This window comes from Gordonia sp. (in: high G+C Gram-positive bacteria), assembly GCF_049299075.1.
Lineage (GTDB): Bacteria > Actinomycetota > Actinomycetes > Mycobacteriales > Mycobacteriaceae > Gordonia.
The window spans coordinates 1-20302 of the sequence record NZ_JBAQWU010000109.1 but is presented as its reverse complement, the minus strand read 5'-3'; the positions used below and the strand labels follow the sequence as shown (position 1 = coordinate 20302).

The 20302-nt window shown below is 63.4% G+C and carries 16 protein-coding genes, 2 tRNA genes and 2 pseudogenes; 10 read left to right on the top strand and 10 right to left on the bottom strand.

Annotation, left to right across the window (positions count from 1 at the left end; translation table 11 throughout):
• Positions 1–40: 40 nt before the first annotated feature.
• The 6 genes and pseudogenes from rsmG to rpmH all read right to left on the bottom strand — a co-directional run bounded on the left by rsmG (position 41) and on the right by rpmH (position 4484).
• The gene (gene rsmG, locus WAW85_RS03610; protein WP_422558280.1) at positions 41–754 is read right to left on the bottom strand and encodes a 16S rRNA (guanine(527)-N(7))-methyltransferase RsmG; all 714 of its coding nucleotides are present in this window, start codon (positions 752–754) and stop codon (positions 41–43) included.
• Positions 755–1038: 284 nt separating this feature from the next.
• Positions 1039–1548: a protein jag gene (locus WAW85_RS03605; RefSeq protein ID WP_422558291.1), complete on the bottom strand. Its 510-nt coding sequence runs from the start codon at positions 1546–1548 to the stop codon at positions 1039–1041.
• Between the two features lie 1136 nt (positions 1549–2684).
• A pseudogene (yidC, locus tag WAW85_RS03600) lies at positions 2685–3617 on the bottom strand (membrane protein insertase YidC); the annotation flags it as partial.
• A gap of 57 nt (positions 3618–3674) precedes the next feature.
• Positions 3675–3908, bottom strand: a pseudogene (gene yidD, locus WAW85_RS03595) (membrane protein insertion efficiency factor YidD); the annotation flags it as partial.
• Positions 3905–4315: a ribonuclease P protein component gene (gene rnpA, locus WAW85_RS03590; protein ID WP_422558279.1), complete on the bottom strand. Its 411-nt coding sequence runs from the start codon at positions 4313–4315 to the stop codon at positions 3905–3907. The pseudogene yidD and the gene rnpA, both read right to left, overlap by 4 nt.
• 25 nt (positions 4316–4340) lie before the next feature.
• Entirely contained in the window at positions 4341–4484 is a 144-nt protein-coding gene (rpmH, locus tag WAW85_RS03585; protein ID WP_422558278.1) for a 50S ribosomal protein L34, read from the bottom strand.
• A 338-nt stretch (positions 4485–4822) separates the two neighbouring features.
• On the opposite strand from rpmH, the gene dnaA reads away from it, so the two are divergent.
• The 10 genes from dnaA (at position 4823) to WAW85_RS03535 (ending at position 16878) form a co-directional block, all read left to right on the top strand.
• A complete protein-coding gene (gene dnaA / locus WAW85_RS03580) occupies positions 4823–6307 on the top strand; it encodes a chromosomal replication initiator protein DnaA (protein ID WP_422558277.1) in 1485 nt (494 codons plus the stop codon).
• 524 nt (positions 6308–6831) lie between these two features.
• On the top strand, positions 6832–8034 hold the full coding sequence (dnaN, locus tag WAW85_RS03575) for a DNA polymerase III subunit beta (RefSeq protein WP_422558276.1): 1203 nt from the start codon (positions 6832–6834) through the stop codon (positions 8032–8034).
• 34 nt (positions 8035–8068) lie between these two features.
• Complete coding sequence (gnd, locus tag WAW85_RS03570; RefSeq protein WP_422558275.1) at positions 8069–8989, top strand: phosphogluconate dehydrogenase (NAD(+)-dependent, decarboxylating); 921 nt, start codon at positions 8069–8071, stop codon at positions 8987–8989.
• Complete coding sequence (gene recF / locus WAW85_RS03565; RefSeq protein WP_422558274.1) at positions 8989–10218, top strand: DNA replication/repair protein RecF; 1230 nt, start codon at positions 8989–8991, stop codon at positions 10216–10218. The genes gnd and recF overlap by 1 nt, the downstream gene beginning before the upstream one ends.
• On the top strand, positions 10215–10751 hold the full coding sequence (locus WAW85_RS03560) for a DUF721 family protein (RefSeq protein ID WP_422558273.1): 537 nt from the start codon (positions 10215–10217) through the stop codon (positions 10749–10751). The genes recF and WAW85_RS03560 overlap by 4 nt, the downstream gene beginning before the upstream one ends.
• Before the next feature lie 183 nt (positions 10752–10934).
• On the top strand, positions 10935–12995 hold the full coding sequence (gene gyrB, locus WAW85_RS03555) for a DNA topoisomerase (ATP-hydrolyzing) subunit B (protein WP_422558272.1): 2061 nt from the start codon (positions 10935–10937) through the stop codon (positions 12993–12995).
• Positions 12996–13056: 61 nt separating this feature from the next.
• On the top strand, positions 13057–15576 hold the full coding sequence (gene gyrA, locus WAW85_RS03550; protein WP_422558271.1) for a DNA gyrase subunit A: 2520 nt from the start codon (positions 13057–13059) through the stop codon (positions 15574–15576).
• 553 nt (positions 15577–16129) lie between these two features.
• Positions 16130–16630: a DUF3566 domain-containing protein gene (locus tag WAW85_RS03545; RefSeq protein ID WP_422558270.1), complete on the top strand. Its 501-nt coding sequence runs from the start codon at positions 16130–16132 to the stop codon at positions 16628–16630.
• 72 nt (positions 16631–16702) lie between these two features.
• Positions 16703–16779, top strand: a tRNA-Ile gene (locus WAW85_RS03540).
• Positions 16780–16805: 26 nt separating this feature from the next.
• A tRNA-Ala gene (locus WAW85_RS03535) sits at positions 16806–16878 on the top strand.
• Between the two features lie 141 nt (positions 16879–17019).
• On the opposite strand, the gene WAW85_RS03530 is transcribed toward WAW85_RS03535, so the two are convergent.
• From WAW85_RS03530 to WAW85_RS03515, 4 genes are read right to left on the bottom strand one after another with little or no spacing between them, the layout of a single operon-like run.
• Positions 17020–17721: a cutinase family protein gene (locus WAW85_RS03530; RefSeq protein ID WP_422558269.1), complete on the bottom strand. Its 702-nt coding sequence runs from the start codon at positions 17719–17721 to the stop codon at positions 17020–17022.
• 21 nt (positions 17722–17742) lie between these two features.
• Positions 17743–18909 carry an alpha/beta hydrolase gene (locus WAW85_RS03525; RefSeq protein ID WP_422558268.1) on the bottom strand — a complete coding sequence of 389 codons (1167 nt, stop codon included), beginning with the start codon at positions 18907–18909 and terminating at the stop codon, positions 17743–17745.
• Positions 18910–18936: 27 nt separating this feature from the next.
• Complete coding sequence (locus WAW85_RS03520) at positions 18937–19686, bottom strand: cutinase family protein (RefSeq protein WP_422558267.1); 750 nt, start codon at positions 19684–19686, stop codon at positions 18937–18939.
• Positions 19683–19895 (bottom strand): DUF4190 domain-containing protein, encoded by a 213-nt coding sequence (locus WAW85_RS03515; protein WP_422558266.1) that lies wholly within the window; start codon positions 19893–19895, stop codon positions 19683–19685. Before WAW85_RS03515 ends, WAW85_RS03520 begins: the two co-directional genes overlap by 4 nt.
• Between the last annotated feature and the right edge of the window lie 407 nt (positions 19896–20302).

Sequence of the window (20302 nt, the reverse complement as noted above, 5' to 3'; positions counted from 1 at the left end):
GCGATACCAATTGCCACGGGTGTCACCGCTGGACACGCCGTCAGCGGCTGCGTCGCTGGGCTCGTCGCTGCGCTCGGGCGCGGGCCTTCCGGTCCGCAGCGGTCTCCACCCGAATTCCTATCAAAAGGGTCGACGGCGGATCGATCGTCCCCACGCCCGCCTCACGGGTGCTCAGGTCTGTCAGGCCAACCTCAGCTACAGCGCGGGCGTGTTCGGCAATCTCGTCTGCCGCACTCCGGCCCTTAAGCGCAACAAACTCGCCCCCCACCCGAATTAGCGGAGCGGACCACCGTGCCAGTCGATCCAACGGCGCGACCGCACGCGAAGTGACAACATCGGCCCCGCCAGCGTCCGCGAGGATCCGCTCCTCTTCCGCCCGACCCCGAAGAACGGTTACGTTGCGCAAGTCGAGACGGGCAACCACCTCATCGAGAAACGTCGTTCGCCGCAGTAGCGGCTCGACCAACACCACGTCGAGATCCGGACGGGCGATCGCCAAGGGAATACCGGGGAAACCAGCGCCGGTTCCGATATCGGTAACTCGCAGACCCTGGGGGATTGCTTCACCAACTACTGCGCTATTGAGGATATGCCGAGACCATAGCCGCGCAGGCTCACGCGGGCCGATGAGGCCGCGAAGCACGCCCTCCTCGCTGAGGATATCTACGTAGGCCTCGGCCAGCTCCACTCGGTCGCCAAAGATGTCGACCGCAGCCTGCGGCCGAGATTCACGGCCTTCCGGGGTGTTCGTCATGTGGTATACCTTCCACGTCTACTCAATTCTGGCGGTGTTTCACGGGAAACAGACACCCGGCACCACCGCTGCCAGCTCACACAACCACCCGAAAGTTTCACGGGAAACGCCGGGATCCCACCACGGCGCAAAGCGGATAGTGGCGTGGTGTTTCACGGGAAACATTCTTCCCTATGCAGCGGTTCCGCTATAAACCACACTGATGTGATTTAGTGCCTCGGATGCCAACAGCCCCGACTGGGTAGCCGGGGCTGTTCGCTCATCCACATCCAACTGGCGCGGAACTAATCCTTCAGCACGACGACCCGGCGCTTCGGCTCGGCGCCTTCACTCTCACTGTGCACGCCGTCAACCGCGGCGACCGCATCGTGCACGATCTTGCGTTCAAACGGCGTCATGGGCTCGAGTTCCTCGCGCCCGCCGTTCGCCAGCACCCGCTCCGATACTTCAGTACCCAGGGCCGCGAGTCGCTGGCGACGCCCAGCTCGCCAACCTGCAACATCGAGCATCAGGCGGCTGCGGTCTCCCGTCGCCTGCTGCACGGCAAGACGCGTCAGCTCCTGCAACGCGTCGAGCACCTCGCCCTTTCGGCCAACGAGCTGATCCAAATCCTCACCGCCGTCGATACTCACGATCGCGCGGTCGCCGTCCACGTCCAGATCGATGTCGCCATCGAAGTCGAGGACGTCGAGCAACTGCTCGAGGTAGTCGCCGGCGATTTCTCCTTCTTCGACCAAACGATCTTCTTGGTCACGCGGCTCATCCGCCGCCTCCGCGGTTTCCACGATCTCGATCTCGTCGGCTTCCGCGGTGGTTACTTCTTCAGTCACTTCGAACTACCTCACTTATTTCAGGAACGTTGTGGGGGAGGGCTGCTCGCTTAGCGGCTGCCACGTCCCTTGGCGGACTTCCCGCCCTTGGACTTCTTCGCTGGGCGCCCGTGCTTGCCCTTTGCCGAGGCCTGCACAGTCGATGGCTCGCTCGGCAGCTCCACCACGACGGTGGTCGGATCGCGTCGCTCGGACGCCGCCCGAGACTGCGGGCCATCCAGGTTCAACACAGTGACTGCGAACGACTTAGCCACGTCGTCGAATGAACTGGCCGATGGCGCCGACCCACTGTGAGCGGACACCGCGGTCTCATGCCAGTTCCGCGCGGCCGTCGTGACCGCCTCGTCGGTGTTACTGCCCTCGGCGATCAAGGCAACACCGTGACGGCCTTCGAGTTCGCGTGCCGTCTTCTCACTCGCAGGTACCCGACTCTTCTTCCACTTGCTCGACGACGGGGCGGCGGCGATCAGCTTCACTCCGGCCAACTCGATTTCATAGCCGGCTATATCCAGATCTGATTCGTCCGCGGCACCGGCTTCCTCGAGAATCGCCTCGTACACCGACGCTGCCTGCCGCGCATAGATACGGGCGTCGTCGTACTTGCCAGCCCGGAACATCGCTGTCGCGACCATCCGGGTCCAGTCCGCCTTGCGATCTTGGGCCAGCGCGGGAACGGGAGCTTCCGGATTCGCCTCGAGCCAGGCGCTTTCGTACGCGCCCAGCACGCCGTTATCTTCCACAAGCACGGTGTTGAAGCGTGCGTCATGCCCATCACGGAGCCACGCAGCCAGTTGCTGACGGCGCAGGGTCAGATACGCATCGAGAGCCGGCAAACCTGCACCATCGGCTGTGGCTTCCTTGCGCGCCGCCTCGGTCCACTGAGCCGCTGTAGTTGCCCGTAGTTCCGGATCATTGGTCAGCCGGACCAGTTCGTCGGCGGCCTGCACCAGACCGTTGCGGTCGTTGTACTGCCAGTCCGCATTGCGCTGACCGAACTGCGTCACACGGCGGAACTCCGCAATGGCGTCACCGGTCCGTCCCTCCGACAGTGCGGCAAAACCGCGGTTCATTGCCCTGCGGGGATCAAAGTTGCCAGGCAACGGCTTCTCACCAGGCTTCGGGGCTGACGCCTTACGTTGCTCGTCCTTAATGGCCTGCGCGTGATCCTCTTCCTTCGCAATGCGACCGAAGACAATATGTTGCTGGACGTAAGTCCAGAGGTTGTTACTGACCCAGTAGAGCAGGATCGCGACCGGGAAGAAGGGACCCGTGGCCAGAATGCCGACCGGGAAAACGTACAGCGACAGCCGGTTCATAATCCGGGTCTGCGGGTTTTCCATCGCCTCGGGGGACTGACGAGACACCGCAGCGCGCGAGTTCATGTGGGTAGCGATCGACGCGACGATCATCAGCGGGATCACCACAACAGCGATCTGCCACCGGGTGAAATCCACAGGCGCACCGGGCTGAACAAACGCCTGAAACTGCTCGGTCGGTTCGGTGATGTACGACGACAGCGGCACGCCAAAGAGGCGCGCATCCAGGAAGTTCTCCACCTGCTCGGGGCTGAATGCATAGTTGCCGGTAGACCGCGTGGCCGCAGCGCTCATCGGTTCGCTGGCACCGCCGATCGGCATCGCCGTACCGGTACCCATCCGGTTAAACGAACGCAGCACATGGAACAGACCGATGAAGACCGGAATCTGCATGAGCATCGGCAGGCAGCCGAGGAGCGGATTGAAGCTGTGCTCCTTCTGCAGCTTCTGCATCTCCTCGGTCATCTTCACGCGATCGTTCTTGTACTTCTTACGAATCGCCTGCATCTGCGGGTTGATTTCCTGCATCTTCTTCGTCGTACGAATCTGTTTGACGAAGGGTTTGTACAGGATCGCGCGCAGGGTGAAGACCAGGAAGACCACCGACAGCGCCCAAGCAAGACCGTTCCACCCGGGTGTATTGGGCATCAGGTGATCGAAGATCCAGTGCCAGACCCACATGATCCAAGACACCGGCCAGTAAATGACGTTGAGCACTGCTCGCTAACCTCTATCTGAGATTGATCGGGGAGAGGTCACCGCGCGGCGTTGCCGTCGCTCGGGGACCGGGTCGTAACCGGGCTTGTGCCACGGTCCACATTTCAGGAGACGCCAGACCGAGAGGGCAGATCCGACCAAGAATCCGCGTTTCTCCAGGGCTTCGACGGCATAGCTACTGCACGTCGGCTCGAACCGGCAAGACGGTAGCCGCATCGGCGATACCCACGTCCGATACAACTCGATCAAGAAGATCAGTGCCCGGCGCGGAAACACATACAGCCCGGTCATCGCAAACCAGCCAGGTCGAAGGCGTTGGTGACCTTCGGGTTCACAAATGCTGAACCGAGTTGTCGCTCAAAATCGACGGCCGACGCCGTTGCCGCACTCGGCCGGGCGCGGACCACTACGTACGCATCGACGGCCGGCAATCGGTCGCGGGTCGCGACAAAGGCATGCCGAAGACGGCGAGCGACAGCATGTCTGGTGACCGCATCACCGACCTTCTTCGACACGATCAGCCCGAGACGCGGACCACCAAAAATGACGATATCGGGCCGCACCCCGCTGGGATCGGGCCACACGGCGGGTAACGGGGCCACACTCACCAACACATCACGCGCCGAAACCCGCACGCCCTTGTCGAGCGTGCGGGTGAAATCGGAACTGCGCTGAAGGCGCGTCGAGTCAGCGGACACGTGAGCGGCCGGCCGGACTCACGCGTCAGGCGGTCAGCTTAGCGCGGCCCTTGCGACGACGACCGGTCACGATCGAGCGACCGGCACGCGTCCGCATGCGCAGACGGAAACCGTGCACGCGGGACCGACGACGGTTGTTGGGCTGGAAAGTGCGCTTCCCCTTGGCCATGGGAACTCCTTGATTCGATACTTACAGGTCTTTACGCCCGCCTGGTTCCGGCGGTAACAGCCGGACTGAACCCCGTAGTGTTCGGGTTCGGCAGCCATGCACGGGCGACCGTTCGAGAATACTCAGCCCACGGGCGGTAATCAAACGAGCACCGCCTAGTCTGCTCCCGTTCCGCACCGGCCTGCGCTCTCCACAACCTGCGGGAAACTGATCCACAAGTGTGGATAACATTGTGGACAGTTCTTCGGTACGTGGCCGTTTGTGACACCCTGGACCGGCAAGGGGCTGTGGATGCCGTCGGGGTCACTGACCAACGGTAGGGGATCAGAGGAGGATTCATGTCGGATGATCATGACTCATTCGGCGAGGTATGGAACCTCGTCGTCAACGAACTCAAAAACTCTCCTCGGCCGGACACCCCACCCCTCTCGCCCCAGCAGAAGGCCTGGCTTTCGCTGGCCCGACCACTCACCATCACCGCCGGGTTTGCCCTGCTCACCGCCCCGAACGCGCTGGTTCAGGAGCAGATCGAGCGGAACCTCCGGGACGCCATCACCTCTGCGCTAAGCCAGCATCTCGGACAACCGATCGAGCTCGCTGTGCGGATCGCCGAGCACGACGACACCACCCAGGCGGTGGTTGAATCGGTGCCAGCCACACCCGCAGTCACCACACCCGCGGCGCCGGTGCCACCCACCAACGCACCGTCAACAGCCATGCACCACACGGGGACCCGCGACTGGGCGCAGTATTTCGATGAGCGCACCACCGCGACGTCACCGGAAGACAGCACCACCACGCTCCATCCCAAATACAAATTCGATACTTTTGTGATTGGTACCTCGAATAGATTTGCGCACGCTTCCGCAGTTGCGGTCGCCGAAGCACCGGCCCGCGCCTACAACCCGCTGTTCATCTGGGGCGAGTCCGGCCTGGGTAAGACACACCTGTTGCACGCTGCTGGCCACTACGCCCAACGACTGTTCCCCGGGATGCGGGTCAAGTACGTCTCCACCGAAGAGTTCACCAACGACTTCATCAACTCACTTCGCGACGACCGGCAGATGGCATTTAAGAACCGCTACCGCGGGGTCGACATGCTGCTGGTCGACGATATCCAGTTCCTGGAAGGCCGCGAAGGTATCCAAGAAGAGTTCTTCCACACCTTCAACACCCTGCACAACGCCAACAAGCAGATCATCATCTCGTCCGATCGTCCACCGCGGAAGCTGACCACCCTGGAAGACCGTCTCCGGACGCGCTTCGAGTGGGGTCTGATCACCGACGTTCAGCCCCCGGACCTGGAAACGCGCATCGCGATTCTGCGGAAGAAGGCGCAGCAGGAGCAGCTCGACGTCCCTGACAACGTGCTCGAGGCGATCGCCTCGCGTATTGAGCGCAACATCCGCGAGCTCGAAGGCGCCTTGATTCGCGTCACGGCGTTCGCCTCGCTGCAGAACAAAGAACTCGACCTCGCGTTGGCCGAAGATGTCCTGTCGTCGCTGGCACCCGCATCCGGAGCAACCAATATCAGCGCGACTGGAATCATGGCGATCGCCGCTGAGTACTACAGCATCTCGGTCGACGAACTCCGCGGTCCCGGTCGCGGCCGGCCGCTGGTGGGTTACCGGCAGATCGCCATGTACCTGTGCCGGGAGCTCACAGATCAGTCGCTTCCACAGATCGGTGAGGCCTTCAACCGCGATCACACAACCGTGATGCACGCCGACCGAAAGATCCGCGAGACCCTGCCCCTGAACGCCGAGGTCTACAACGACGTCCAGCAACTGACCGGCCGTATCAAGCAGCACAGCCGCGGCTGAATCTGCCTTCGTACGCCTGAGTCTCAACCTCGACCCGAGACTTTTCCACCGGTGCTAGTCCACCGGAAGCCAGCCACGAGACACCTGCTTGCCACAAGAAACGACCAGGTGAACAGTCCAGAATCGCTGTGGATGACGTCTCGGATAACTGGGCGCCACCGTGTGGACAAGGTCGGGACGAGTGTGGACTCACCTGCTTATCCCCAGATGCACAGCCTTATCCACACCGCCCGTCCCCCGATCGTCCACACCCTGAATTGCGGCCCCAGCAGCGTGGATGCGCCTAATCCACAGAATCCACAGGACTTATTACTACTAAGTATTTTGTCTTTAAAGAGATCTCTATTAACAACAACCCTGGGGACACACCGGACGTCCTCAGCTGCGCCGACTTGGTCCCGGCTTCACCGACTTGCCTGACGCCATCGGTGCCCGGCGCTCTAGAGTGGGACACGGTGACGCCGCCGTCACCGAGCCGGAAGCACTCCACCGGTCGAGAATGTCGAGAAGGGCCAACACAGCAGATGAAGTTTCGTGTCGTTCGGGACGAGTTCGCCGATGCCGTGGCCTGGGTTGCTCGAAGCCTGCCGTCCCGGCCTCCGGTACCGGTCCTCGGTTGCGTGGTCCTGACTGCGAGCGACGACGGTCTGCGTGTCGCTGGGTTTGACTACGAGGTTTCGGCCATCGAGACCATCTCGGCTGAGATCGCCGAATCTGGGAAGGTGCTGGTCTCTGGCCGATTGCTCGCCGATATCACCAAGGCACTGCCGAACAAGCCGGTCGACGTGCACATCGACGGTGCTCGGTTGGCGATTTCCTGCGGTTCTTCCAAGTTCTCGTTGCCCACTATGCCGGTCGAGGACTACCCCGAGCTGCCTGATGTCCCGGAAAATACCGGCAGCGTCGGCGGAGATCTATTCGCCGAAGCGGTCGCGCAGGTGGCGGCCGCTGCTGGCCGCGACGACACACTGCCGATGCTGACCGGCGTTCGTGTCGAGATCGACGGCAGCCGGATCGTGCTCGCCGCCACCGATCGCTTCCGGTTGGCGGTTCGCGAACTTGCCTGGTCCCCGAATGACGCTGGTGCCACCGGCGCCGCCCTAGTCCCGGCCAAGACTCTCTCCGATGCCGCGAAGTCGGCGGGCGCAGATCATGCGGGTTCGGTGGAACTGGCATTCGGGTCGGGTCGCGCGATCGGTGCGGAGGGAATTCTGGGCATCACCTCCGGACCGAAGAAGACCACGACGAGGCTGCTCGATGCCGAGTTCCCGAAGTTTCGTCAGTTGTTCCCGCCCAGCCACACGTCGGTGGCGATCATCGAGAGCACCGCACTGATTGAGGCGATTAAGCGCGTCTCGCTGGTCGCTGAGCGTGGCGCCCAGATTCGGATGGACTTCACCGGGGACACGGTGGTGCTGACCGCTGGCGGTGACGAGGCCGGTAAAGCTGAAGAAACGCTGGACGCGGCCTTCTACGGCGATCCCATCCTGATTGCCTTCAATCCGACCTACCTGCTCGACGGCCTGGCCGCGACCGGCGCGACCACCGTGCAGTTCGGGTTCACCAATCCCGAGCCGGACGGTTCAGGTGAGCGTCGAGCGGCTATCCGTCCGGCCGTGCTTCGCCCGGCCTCTGACGAAGAGCCGATCGCCGATGAGTCGGGTGCCTTTCTGGCACCGAACAGCGAATTCAGCTACCTACTGATGCCAGTGCGACTTCCAGGCTGATCGCCCGGGTCCACCCATCTTTCGAGAGGAACACATGCAACTGGGACTTGTCGGCTTGGGAAAGATGGGTGCCAACATGCGTACCCGGGTCAAGGCTGCCGGGCACGACGTGGTCGGCTACGATCCTCGACCCGAGGTCAGCGACGTAGCCAGTCTCGCCGCACTCGTGGAGCGACTCGACGCACCGCGGGTGGTGTGGCTGATGGTCCCACACGGCGAGATTACTGATCAGAGTGTCACCGATCTCGCCGGACTACTCGCACCGGGCGACGTCGTGATCGACGGTGGAAACTCGCGGTACTCCGATGATCAGCCGCACGCCGACCAGCTCGCCGAGAACGGGATCGGTTATCTCGATTGCGGGGTCTCCGGCGGCGTGTGGGGCCTGGAAAATGGTTACGCCCTCATGGTCGGTGGTAGCCAAGATGATGTCGCCAAGGTCATGCCGATCTTCGATGCCTTGCGCCCGCCGGGCCCGCGGGAGAACGGCTTTGTCCACGTTGGTCCAGTCGGTGCCGGGCACTACGCGAAGATGGTGCATAACGGGATCGAGTACGGCTTGATGCAGGCCTACGCCGAAGGTTACGAACTTCTGCAAGCCGAACCGCTGATCGAGGACGTCACCGGAACGCTCAAAGCCTGGACCCAGGGCACGGTAGTCCGTTCGTGGCTCCTCGACCTGCTGGTTCGCGCCTTGGAAGAGGATCCGGGTCTCGTAGAGATCTCGGACTATACGACCGACTCCGGTGAGGGTCGCTGGACCGTGGAGGAAGGTGTGCGCCACGCGGTGCCGCTGAATGTGATCTCCGCGGCGCTCTTTGCACGCTTCGCATCGCGGCAGGAGAGTTCGCCCGCGCTCAAGGCGGTATCGGCGTTGCGCAACCAGTTCGGTGGGCACGCAATGGTTGATCAGGCCGGACATAGTGTCGGCGAAACATCCGCGCACACTGAATAGTGTTTGTTCGTGAACTTGCGCTGACCGACTATCGGTCGTGGGATCGGCTGAGTCTCGAACTGGGTCCGGAACCGACAATCCTGGTGGGCCGCAACGGTTTTGGTAAGACCAACGTGCTCGAGGCGCTTTTTTACATCGCTACGCTGCGCTCACACCGGGTAGCGACGGACGCGCCGCTGGTCCGTAGCGGGGCAGAGGTTGCGCGGATTGTGACGACGGTGCACAACAGTGGCCGCGAACTTTCGGTGGATTTGACGATCGCCGCGCAGGGTGCGAACAAGGCGGCGATCAACACGTCCCCGGTACGCCGACCTCGCGAGGTCCTCGGAATCCTCCGCGCTGTGCTGTTCGCCCCAGAAGATCTCGCTTTGGTGCGAGGAGATCCGGGCGAACGACGACGATTTCTCGACGAGATTGTGGTTCAGCTGCGCCCGATCGCCGCCGGCGCTAAGGCTGACTACGAGAAGGTCTTGCGACAGCGCTCGGCCCTGTTGAAAACCGCTGGATCGGCGATACGTCGTTCGGCAGCAGAGGCCGACTCGGTCATGAGCACGTTGGACGTGTGGGACGCCCAGCTCGCCCAGTTCGGTGCGGAGGTGACAGCCGAACGACTCGCAGTGGTCAGAGAACTGAATCCCCTGGTGTCGCAGACATATTCGTATATCGCACCGCACTCTCGGACAGCGAGAATCCAGTATCGCTCGGCCGCCGGACCGGAGGTAGATGCGTGTTCGGGCGGTCCGGAAACAGTGCCTGAAATCCGTGAAATGTTGGCACGCCGTCTCGTTGACGTCCGTGCGAAGGAAATCGACCGGGGCCTGTGTCTGATTGGACCGCATCGCGACGACCTGCTGTTGACGCTGGGGTCCGAGCCGGCCAAGGGCTTCGCGAGTCACGGGGAATCTTGGTCACTTGCGCTCGCTCTTCGTCTCGCCTGCGTCGACCTGCTGCGCGTGGACGGGGTAGAACCGGTGATCATGCTCGACGATGTCTTCGCCGAACTTGATACTGCTCGTCGAGAAAAGCTCGCCGAGTTCACGAGTTCCGCAGAACAACTCCTGATCACCGCCGCCGTTGGTGCCGATATCCCGGCAGCTGCCGCTGGACGCCGCATATTTGTCGGAGTGAACGAGGAGAATGGAATTCGGCGATCGGTGATCCTCGAGGATCGCACGGTCGGTGATCAGCAGGTCCATCGGACACCAGCGGAGGAGGAGAGTGCGCTATGAGCGGCGATACCGAGCACTCACCGGGCTACGAGATGGCTCGCCGTGCGCTGGAACAGGCACGGGCCGAGGCGAAAGCGTCGGGAAAACACGTTGGTGAGGGACGCAATGGCCCGGTGCGTGGCCGCGGTCGTTCCGCCGACCGAAAACGCACTCGGTGGTCCGGCGCTGGACCTGATGCGCGTGATCCGCAGCCCTTCGGCAGGGTTGCCGGAGCCGTCATCCGGTCACGCGGGTGGTCGATGAAACTCGATGAAGGCACCGTGTTTGCGTCGTGGGAGTCGATCGTGGGCTCCGACATCGCGGCCCACGCCGAACCGACGGAGCTGACCGACGGGATCCTTTTTGTCCGCGCCGAGTCAACAGCCTGGGCCACCCAACTTCGCTACGTCCAGGCACAAATCATCGCGAAGATCGCCGCCGCGATGGGCAACGGTGTGGTGAAGAGCCTCCGTATCACTGGACCGGCTGCACCGTCCTGGCGCAAAGGTCCACGGCATGTCTCGGGGCGCGGTCCGCGGGACACTTACGGTTGATCGATGTCGATGCGCTCAGCGCGCCGAGGCGCGTTGAGAGCACTTTCAGATACATCCGGCGGCGGGATATCCGTTATTCGGCCATCTCTGAGGCTCTGAGGCCGTGGCGCACACCCGTTGTGATCAGCTTCGAAGTACACTCGTGGGTAACTGTTTGTGAACCCGAAGGAGTGGACGCGTCCCGTGGCCGACACCAGCAAGTCCGAGTCGAAGAAGCCCAGCAAGTCCAAGCCAGCCGAATACGGCGCGGAATCCATCAGCATCCTCGAGGGCCTAGAGGCGGTCCGCAAGCGGCCAGGTATGTATATCGGCTCCACCGGCGAGCGCGGTCTGCACCACCTGATCTGGGAGGTCGTGGACAACTCCGTCGATGAGGCGATGGCCGGTTACGCCACTCGCGTCGATGTGACCTTGCTGGCCGACGGCGGTATTCAGGTGGTCGACGACGGCCGCGGTATGCCGGTCGGTATGCATTCGACGGGTGTGCCCGCGGTGGAGGTCATCATGACCCAGCTGCATGCAGGTGGAAAGTTCGATTCCGACTCGTACGCGGTGTCCGGTGGTCTGCACGGTGTGGGTATCTCCGTCGTCAACGCATTGTCGACGCGAGTCCAACTGGAGATCATGCGCGACGGTCACGTCTGGACTCAGGAGTACACCAGCGCCGAGCCCGGCCCGTTGAATCAGATCGGGAACGCGACCGGCACCGGCACCATCGTCCGTTTTTGGCCGGACGCCGGGATTTTTGAAACCACGGTGTTCAACGCGGAAACTGTTGCCCGGCGGCTCCAGGAAATGGCCTTCTTGAACAAGGGCCTGACAATCACGCTGACCGACCAACGAATTACCGAGCAGGACGCCGAGGTCGAGGCGGCGATCGACGGGTCCGGCGAGCAGCGCGCCGAATCCATCAAGTCCGAAGAGGAGAAGGCCGCCGACGTCGTCACCATCCGGACCCGGACCTATCACTACCCGGACGGCCTCGTTGACTACATCAAGCACCTGAACCGAACCAAAACCGGAATCCACGCCACCGTGGTCGGTTTCGGGGCGAAGGGCACCGGTCATGAGGTGGAGGTCGCCATGCAGTGGAACTCGGGGTACTCCGAGTCCGTGCACACCTTCGCCAACACGATCAACACCCACGAGGGTGGCACCCATGAAGAGGGTTTCCGGGCGGCGCTGACCAGCACTGTCAACAAGTACGCGCTGGAAAAGAAGCTGCTTAAAGAGAAAGACGGCAAACTCTCCGGCGATGATATTCGCGAGGGACTGGCCGCGATCATCTCGGTGCGGGTCACCGATCCGCAGTTCGAGGGACAGACGAAGACCAAACTGGGTAACACCGAGGTCAAGAGCTTCGTACAGAAGGCCTGCAACGAGCACCTAGGTCACTGGTTCGAGGCCAATCCGGCCGAAGCCAAGGTGATCGTGCGCAAGGCCGTCGATTCGGCGCAGGCCCGCATCGCCGCGCGCAAAGCCCGCGAATTGGTGCGCCGCAAGACCGCCACCGACCTGGGGGGCTTGCCTGGCAAGCTAGCCGACTGCCGGAGCAACGACCCCACCAAGTGCGAGGTGTACCTGGTGGAGGGCGACTCCGCCGGCGGTTCCGCCAAGCAGGGTCGCGACAATATGTACCAGGCGATTCTTCCGCTACGCGGCAAGATCATCAACGTCGAGAAGGCCCGTATCGACAAGGTCCTTAAGAACGCGGAAGTGCAGTCGATCATCACCGCTTTCGGTACGGGCATCCATGACGAGTTCGATATCAGCAAGCTCCGCTACCACAAGATCGTGTTGATGGCCGACGCCGACGTCGATGGTCAGCACATCGCTACGCTGCTGCTCACGCTCCTGTTCCGCTTCATGCGCCCGCTGGTGGAGCACGGTCACGTCTACCTGGCGCAGCCGCCGCTGTACAAACTCAAGTGGCAGAAGGGCGCCGATCCGGAGTACGCCTACAGCGACCGCGAACGTGACGCACTCATGGAAGCCGGCCGAGCGGCGGGCAAGAAGATCAACACCGATGACGGCATTCAGCGCTACAAGGGTCTGGGCGAGATGAACCCGAGCGAGCTGTGGGAGACCACCATGGATCCGGAGATCCGGGTGCTCAAGCAAGTCACCCTCGACGATGCCGCCGCCGCCGACGAGCTGTTCTCCATTCTTATGGGTGAGGACGTCGTCGCCCGTCGCGGGTTCATCGCCCGCAACGCCCGGGACGTCCGCTTCCTGGACGTCTGACGTTTCGCCCCCACTAACGACCAGAACATTGCAGCTGGCGCGCCAGCGAGGAAAGTGACTGATGAGCGACGACGACATGTCTCCGATCAACGACGACTCCACCGAGGTCACCCGGGACCGCATCGAGCCCGTAGACATCGAGCAGGAGATGCAGAACAGCTATATCGACTACGCAATGAGCGTGATCGTCGGCCGTGCGCTCCCCAGCGTGCAGGACGGCCTCAAGCCGGTGCACCGTCGTCTGCTGTACGCCTCGTTCGACGCTGGCTTCCGGCCGGACCGCGGTTACGTCAAGTCGGCCCGTCCGGTGGCTGAGACGATGGGCAACTATCACCCGCACGGTGACAGCTCGATCTACGACGCCCTGGCCCGGCTGGCGCAGCCGTGGTCGCTGCGCTATCCGTTGATCGACGGGCAGGGCAACTTCGGTTCGCGCGGTAACGACGGCCCCGCCGCCATGCGGTACACCGAAGCCCGGTTGACCCCGCTCGCCATGGAGATGCTGCGGGATATCAACGAGGAGACCGTCGATTTCGTTCCCAACTACGACGGCAAGACCGAAGAGCCGACGGTGCTGCCCTCACGCATCCCAAACCTGTTGATCAACGGCTCGGGCGGAATCGCAGTCGGTATGGCCACCAACATCCCGCCGCACAACTTGCGGGAGGTGGCCGAGGCGGTCGTGTGGGCGCTGGAGAATCCGGACGCCGACGACGAGGCCACCCTCGAAGCCTGCATGGCGGCAATCAAGGGACCGGACTTCCCGACGGCTGCCCTGATCGTCGGCGGCCAAGGCATCAAGGACGCGTATACCACCGGCCGCGGCAGCATCCGGATGCGCAGCGTCGTTGATATCGAAGAACATAAAGGCACCACCACGCTGGTGGTCACCGAACTGCCGTACCAGGTGAACCCGGACAATTTGATCAGCTCGATCGCCGAGCAGGTCGGTGACGGGCGGCTCAAGGGCATTAGCAAGATCGAGGACCAGTCGTCCGATCGCGCGGGTATGCGGATCGTCGTCACCCTGCGCCGCGATGCGGTGGCCAAAGTGGTGCTGAATAACCTCTACAAGCACAGTCAGCTGCAGACCAACTTCGGCGCCAATATGCTGTCGATCGTCGACGGCGTGCCACGGACGCTGCGACTGGACCAGATGATCCGGCTGTACGTCGACCACCAGGTGGACGTCATCGTCCGACGTACCCGCTACCGCTTGCGTAAAGCCGAAGAACGCGCGCACATCCTGCGCGGTCTGGTGAAGGCGCTCGATGCCCTCGACGAAGTGATTGCCCTGATCCGCGCCTCGGTGAACACCGACGCAGCGCGCAGCGGCCTCATGGATCTACTCGAGATCGACGAAATCCAAGCCGATGCAATCCTGGCTATGCAATTGCGTCGGCTCTCGGCGCTCGAACGTCAGAAGATCATCGACGAACTCGCCGAAATCGAGCTCGAGATTGCCGATCTGGAAGACATTCTGGCGCGGCCGGAGCGGCAGCGCGCCATTGTGCGCGACGAGCTGAATGAGGTCGTCGCCAAGTACGGCGATGATCGGCGCTCGCGCATCATCGCTGCCGAGGGCGACGTGAACGACGAAGATCTGATCGCTCGCGAGGACGTTGTCGTCACCATCACCGAGACCGGCTACGCCAAGCGCACCAAAACTGACCTGTATCGCAGTCAGAAGCGCGGCGGTAAGGGCGTGCAGGGTGCTGGACTGAAGCAGGACGACATCGTCGCCCACTTCTTTGTCACCAGCACTCACGACTGGCTGCTGTTCTTCACCACCAAGGGCCGCGTGTACCGCGCCAAGGCTTACGAGCTGCCCGAGGCCAACCGCACGGCCCGCGGCCAGCATGTGGCGAACCTGCTGGCGTTCCAGCCAGAGGAGCGCATCGCGCAGGTCATCCGCATCAGCGCCTACGACGATGCGCCTTACCTGGTGCTCGCCACCCGCAACGGTTTGGTCAAGAAGTCGGCGCTCGACGCCTTCGACTCGAACCGTTCCGGCGGAATCGCGGCGATCAACCTGCGCGGTGAGGACGAGCTGGTCGGCGCACAGTTGTGTGGGTCGGACGACGATCTGCTGCTGGTCTCCAAGAAGGGTCAATCGATCCGCTTCCATGCCGACGACGAGACACTGCGCCCGATGGGCCGCCAGACGTCCGGCGTCCAGGGCATGCGGTTCAACACCGACGACCAGCTCCTGTCGCTCAACGTCGTACAGCCGGACACCTTCCTGCTGGTGGCTACTGCCGGTGGATATGCGAAGCGGACCGACATCGAGGAGTACACGGCGCAGGGTCGCGGCGGCAAGGGAGTGCTGACTATTCAGTACGACTCGAAGCGCGGCGAGTTGGTCGGTGCGATCATCGTTGATCTCGACAGCGAGGTGTATGCCATCACTTCCGGGGGCGGCGTCATCCGGACCCTGGCCAAGCAGGTCCGCAAGGCTGGCCGCCAGACCAAGGGTGTGCGCCTGATGAACCTGGGCGACGGCGACAGTCTGCTGGCGATCGCTCGCAATGCGGACGAACCGGATGAGACGCCCGACGCAGCCGACGCAGAAGCGAAGTAATCGGTACGACAGCCGTTAGGGTTGTTCACAAGCCATCAGTGAGGACTGTTCAGTGAGCAAAGCGAACGACCCGGCGGAGTCGGCCGGCGATCGCGGTAAGGTGCCGCCGCCTTGGCAACGGGGCGAGACCACCACGTCGACGCCGAATACCGGGATGACCGCAGGTGAGATGGCCAGGGCTGCCGGTGTCGGTGGCGAGACGCCGACTGTGCCATCGGATGCGGCGACTCAGGCGGTGCCTACGCAGGCGGCGCCCCCGGCCGGACCGCCGGGCGCGCCACAGACCAAGGCTCCGGCCAAGCGGCCTGGCGCGAAGGCTGCCGCACCAGCACCGAAGGCTCCTCCGGTGAAGGCCGCGCCACGCCCGGCCGTTCCCACCGCCCCGAAGGGCGACCCGACGGGTGCAGGGGGTGCCTCAAATTTGCCGGCACCGGGCCCACGGCCAGGTGGGCAGCCGGTCCCATCGCTTGCCCCTCCGATGACGGCGGGTTCGCCGGTATCGACGCCCCCGGGGGCGGGGCGGCCGAATCCACCGGCCGGGCCGGGATCCGGTGTGTCGGTAGCGGCTCCGTCGGCCACCGCTGCCACAGACCACCCCGATCTGGACGCTATTCACCAGGTCGGTGCTGGCGCCGACGAAGCAGGACGGGCATCCGTGCGTCGCATTCCGGCAACCGGCACCATCGGCACTCCGCTGCGTGCAGCTGTGCAGGTGCGCCGTGTCGACCCGTGGTCCGTCTTCAAAGTCACCGGGGTCCTGGCGATCGCCGGGTTCCTCATTTGGATGATCGCGATTGCGGTGCTGTACGGTGTGCTCGCCAGCATGGGCATCTGGGACCAGGTGAACTCGTCGTTCGCGACCATCGTGAGTGCCGACGGTACCAGCGACGGGGGGAACTTGATCACGGCCAGCCAGGTCTTCGGCTTCTCCGCGCTGTTCGGTGTTTTTGCGGCCGTCGTGCTCACCGCCCTAGCCACCATCATGGCGTACATCTACAACGTATGCGCCGACGTCGTTGGTGGCTTCGAGATCACTCTCGCGGATTTGGACTGATCGAGTCTGACCTCCTGACCAGCCGTTTTGTTGGTTTGCGGGGCGGTCGGGTAATGTTCCATCTCGGTTCACGGGCCTATAGCTCAGGCGGTTAGAGCGCTTCGCTGATAACGAAGAGGTCGGAGGTTCAAGTCCTCCTAGGCCCACCACCGTGACCTTCCGGCCTAGCCGGTACGGGGCCTTAGCTCAGTTGGTAGAGCGCTGCCTTTGCAAGGCAGATGTCAGGAGTTCGAATCTCCTAGGCTCCACAAAAAAAATACCTACCGCGCCCTAGCGCCGTTCCGACGCCCTCCCTGCGGGGCGGGTGAGCCAGCGAAGGGCGCTCGAACAGTCACCAGGCGTCGGAACGTAGGCGCTGGAGATCGTGAGGCGCAGCGGACGCCCTTGAATCAGCGGATATAGCGGGCGACGAAGTTGGCTGCCGCGCCGGTCATTCCATTGTGGGCGTAGTTGCCGTGCACAGTGTTCGGACGATTGATGGGGCCGCCGTCGCAAATATTGTCGCCGCGGATGCAGTATTCGCGCGTCTTGTGGCGGTAGGCGGAACCGGTGCGCATCGGCGGTAGGCCAACATCGCGGAACCACCGATCAGCCGGCGCACCGAAGGTGATGACGCCCGCGACCTTGCGCGCAACATCCGGCCGCAGCGACGTGGGAAGCTCACCGACCACCAGCCCCGGGCCGAGGACATCGTCGCTCGCGGCGTAGGTCACGATGACGCCGCCCTGGGAGAACCCGCCGAGCACAATCTTCGTCTGGCGGCACTTCCCGGCGATGTTCTGCACTTGGCTCTGCGCGCTGCGTACCCCCGCCGACACGGTCTTGAGGAAACCGGTGCCCTTCTGGAAGTCGTCGCTGGCCTGATAGTGGATCGGCGAGACCCGCACGTCCTTGCCCGGGAACCGGGCCGCCAACGACTGGTACATGGCTTGACCGGTGTTGCCCACCGCACCGCCAGCCTCCTGGGTACCGCGGGCGAAGAGCAAGTGCACGTCGGCGCAACCGGACGCGTTGGCCCGTCCGGCGACCGGTGCGGCCAGGCCAGCCATCAGAAGCAGCGCGGAGAGAACGAGAAGAAGCCGTTTGGGCATGGTGCTGATCCTAAAGTCTGGCTACTTGGCTGCGAGATTTTCGGTCTCGGGTTCTTCCGCGTGGTCGAGGACATCTTGGGCCGCGATAGCCTTTTTCGAGTCGATATCGGTGACGCTAGTGGCCAGCAACTCGATCTGTTGGAAGACGCGTTTGGCCGCTTCGCTCCACGGCATCAGAATCGGGAAGACGTGGAACATCCCGCGCTCCTCCATCGGTACGACCGTCACGCCGCCAGCGCGCAGATTGCTCGCGAACTCCCGGATCGAGTCGCGGAACATCTCTTCGTCGCCCCAGCAGACGAACGTCGGCGGGAACCATTCCTGCTGCGGCGCACTGAACACTGCCGAGACGCGGCTGTCGTTCGGTTGAATGCCGCGCAGGTATGACGTCACCGGGATGTTCCAGGGCAATACGTCGTACCGCGCGTTGACCATCACCGAGTCCTGTGAAAAGTCCAGATCCACCTCGGGGGAGAAGAGGACCAGTGCGCGTGGCCGCGGAATACGCTCCTGGTGCAGGTGCACCATCAACGACGTCGCCAACCCGCCACCGCCGGAGTCGCCAGCGACAATGAGGTGTTGGGCGTCGATACCGCGGTCGAGAAGCCCCTGGTAGACGTCAGCGGCATCGTGCATGCCAGCGGGGAAGGGGAACTCCGGCGACATCCGGTAGTCCGGGATAAAGAGTTGGCAGCCGGTCAGGCGGACGAGCGCCGCGGCGAACATCGTGTACATCTTCGGGGTGGTCCCGAAGTAGCCGCCGCCGTGCAGATACAGGATGGTCCGGGTGCGGTCCTTATGCTTGACCTGCTCGTCGGCTGCAGCGACTTCCGGCTTGGCCCGGCACCATATGCCTTCCTGACCACCGACGACGTCGGACTCGATCTCCACGCCGCCGAGCGCGCCGACCACCGGGGTCAACACCACGCCGCAGATTTGGTCGAGGATCTTCTCCATCGATCGGAACTCTTCGATCGGCAGACTCACCGAATAGCCGAGGAACGAGCGCACCGACTGACGGGTGACCGCCTGACCGATGTTGTCGAGCACCCCACCGGGACCGGACAATGGCTTCTGGAAGGGAATCCGGGCCAGTCCGTTGACCATATTGCCGACCAACCCAAGCATGGTCAGTGCCGTCACCGGCACACTTGCAGTTTCGACGCCTTCGCGATCAGCCATCACCATGGCAGCTAGGGTATCGGAAAGATGCGCTCAGCGGGACCTGCGAGCAGCAAAGTCCGCTCCGGCCACGGCCATGCCGTTGACCGAATACAGCACGTGGGCGGCCGTGGGCTGACCGACCCGGCTGCCGTCGCACACGTTATCGCCGGGCGCACAGAAACTGGCTGTCTTGGCCCGGTAGCTGGCCCCAACCCGCATCGGCGGGGCGCCGAGCTCGCGGATCCAGTGGCTCGACGGTGTACCGAATAACACCACCGCGGAGATGTGCTGCGCGATGTCGGCGGGCAACGGTTGTGGCGCCTGCGAGCGATACCGGGCGTACATCGCCGGAATCTCAACATCGTCGGACACTGCATAGGACGCGACCACCGCACCCTGCGAGTAGCCGCCCAAGACGATCTTGGTGCTCGGGCAGTGCCGGGCAATCGCGCGAATCTGGGCCTGAGTTGTTTTGATTCCGGCGACGACGCTGCGGACAAACGCTGGGCGGTCGTTGAAATTGCTGCTGGCCGCATAGCGTACGGCGCTGGTGCGCACGGACTTGCCTGCCAGCTGCTGGTCCAGCGACGCAGCCATCACTAAACCGGTGACGCCCACCGGTGCGCCCGTCTCGAGGGTGCCGCGGGCGAAGAGCAGTTCGACGTCCGGACAGCCGGGAGCGGCCGTCGCAGGTGCGGCGTTCCCGGCGAGCACGCCGGTGAAGCTGATCAACAGCGCAGCAGACAGGGCCAGGAATCGGCGGGTATTCCGCAGGGTCGGAATGCGGACGGACGCCGTCACAGCAGAATCCACAAGTAGCTGATCAGGGCAAGGACCCAGAACACGAGCCATGCCCAGCCGAGGTACACCGCCCACGTGGCGAATGGTCGCCCTTGCCGGACGTCATTCTGAGTCTCTCGAAGCCCGCGGTAGCCGAGCCACAATCCGAATGGCACCGTTATCAACAGGAAGCCAAGACCGGACAGCACGAAGCCGACAATCGCCGACACGCTAAGCGGCCCCGGCGACGGGGAAGTCCCGAGGGTGCTCCCCGTGCGTGTCGGCTGTGAGCGGACCGCGGCGGGCGCGTTATTGGTTTGCGCGGCAGGCGCCGCTGTCGCGTTGCGTGCGGCGGAGCGATCGGACTGGGGGGCGGTGCTCCGGCCGGGTGCGGGACGGCCCGAACTCGGGACTCGGTCGATGGCCACTGTGCTCACTTCCTTGCCGACGTCGCCCGCCCCGAGCAGTTCGGCTTCCTTAGGGACCTCGGAGTACGCGAGAGGGCGTGGTGGTTGCGCCGACGCGGCTCCGATGGTCGTGGGACCGGGTGTAGTGCTGCCAGCGGGCGGAAGGCTGACTGGCTGCGCTGCGGGAGGCTGAGTCGGTGCCGGCCGCCCGGTTGGCGCCATGACCGGGG

Excerpts from the sequence above, each read along its gene's own strand:
- gyrA (WP_422558271.1), top strand. The coding sequence starts at position 13,057 with ATGAGCGACGACGACATGTCTCCGATCAACGACGACTCCACCGAGGTC.
- WAW85_RS03530 (WP_422558269.1), bottom strand. The coding sequence starts at position 17,721 with ATGCCCAAACGGCTTCTTCTCGTTCTCTCCGCGCTGCTTCTGATGGCT.
- WAW85_RS03560 (WP_422558273.1), top strand. The coding sequence starts at position 10,215 with ATGAGCGGCGATACCGAGCACTCACCGGGCTACGAGATGGCTCGCCGT.
- dnaN (WP_422558276.1), top strand. The coding sequence starts at position 6,832 with ATGAAGTTTCGTGTCGTTCGGGACGAGTTCGCCGATGCCGTGGCCTGG.
- rsmG (WP_422558280.1), bottom strand. The coding sequence starts at position 754 with ATGACGAACACCCCGGAAGGCCGTGAATCTCGGCCGCAGGCTGCGGTC.
- WAW85_RS03525 (WP_422558268.1), bottom strand. The coding sequence starts at position 18,909 with ATGGTGATGGCTGATCGCGAAGGCGTCGAAACTGCAAGTGTGCCGGTG.
- dnaA (WP_422558277.1), top strand. The coding sequence starts at position 4,823 with ATGTCGGATGATCATGACTCATTCGGCGAGGTATGGAACCTCGTCGTC.
- rpmH (WP_422558278.1), bottom strand. The coding sequence starts at position 4,484 with ATGGCCAAGGGGAAGCGCACTTTCCAGCCCAACAACCGTCGTCGGTCC.
- gnd (WP_422558275.1), top strand. The coding sequence starts at position 8,069 with ATGCAACTGGGACTTGTCGGCTTGGGAAAGATGGGTGCCAACATGCGT.